The organism is Cryobacterium sp. Y50 (assembly GCF_002929805.1).
GTDB lineage: Bacteria > Actinomycetota > Actinomycetes > Actinomycetales > Microbacteriaceae > Cryobacterium.
In genome coordinates this window covers 1-1,018 of sequence record NZ_PJJM01000001.1, presented here as the reverse complement: position 1 = coordinate 1,018, position 1,018 = coordinate 1, and the positions used below count along the sequence as shown (strand labels likewise).

The 1,018-nt window shown below is 62.8% G+C and carries 1 pseudogene; it reads left to right on the top strand.

Annotated features, from left to right (window positions below):
* The first annotated feature begins 101 nt into the window (after positions 1 to 101).
* Positions 102 to 1,003 (top strand): annotated as a pseudogene (locus CXY73_RS00005) (IS982 family transposase).
* Positions 1,004 to 1,018 lie beyond the last annotated feature (15 nt).

Here is a 1,018-nt window from a genome sequence, read left to right as displayed (position 1 = left end):
GTGAGTCCTGATTGGTTGGTAGCGCGCCGACTACTCAGTCCGATCGGACTTTCCCCGCGTGGGCGCTGTTGATCGAGGGCGGAGGGTGTTGAACCCAGTGTGTGAAAACAGACCTCAACACCCTCCTGACCACACTTTACGTCCATCTAGACGATCGGATCATCCCTGCGCTGGGGTTTTCCAGACGCGGTCGCCCCGGCAGACCACCGGCCCTGACCGACGTTGAGCTGCTCTGCCTCGTTGTCGCGCAGCACCTGCTCGGCATCGCGTCGGACCGCAAGTGGATCCGCTACGCCAACAAGCACCTCGCCAGCATGTTTCCGAACCTGCCTCAACAATCCGGGTGGGGTAAACGCGTTCGCTAATCCACCGGGCTGCTCTCCGCGGTGATCACCGATCTCGCCCGGGATACCCTGTCCTGGGGCGAGATCACTCGACTGATCGATTCCACCCCGGTGCTCTGCGGCAAATCTCGAGAGACCGTGAAACGCTCCGACTTGGCCGGGTACGCCGGCTACGGCTACTGCGCGTCCCACTCCCGCTACTTCTGGGGATTCCGCCTCTACCTGATCTGCACACCCGACGGAATGCCCATCGTCTGGGGCCTCGCCAACCCAAGATCGGCGAACGCGAAGCCGCCGAAACGATGCTCCGCCACGACCGACACCTGATCCACCCCGGCCAGGTCATCATCGGAGACAAGGGCTTCGCCGGCCGCCAGTTCGAAAGATTCATCACCGACGAACTCGGCGCCCACCTGATCCGACCCGACCGGAAAGACGAGAAAAAGCGATTCGGAAAGCTCGGCGGAATCCGCCAATGGGTCGAGTCCGTCTTCGACACCCTCAAAGGCCCACTCACCCTCGAAGACCACGGCGGACGCACCATCCCCGGCGTCTACTCCCGCGTCGCCGGCCGCCTACTCGCCCTCGCCGCCGGAATCTGGCACAACTGGCTCCTCGAAACTCCCAACAAACGATCCCTCATCGCCTACGACCATTAGGACTCACCCATCCAG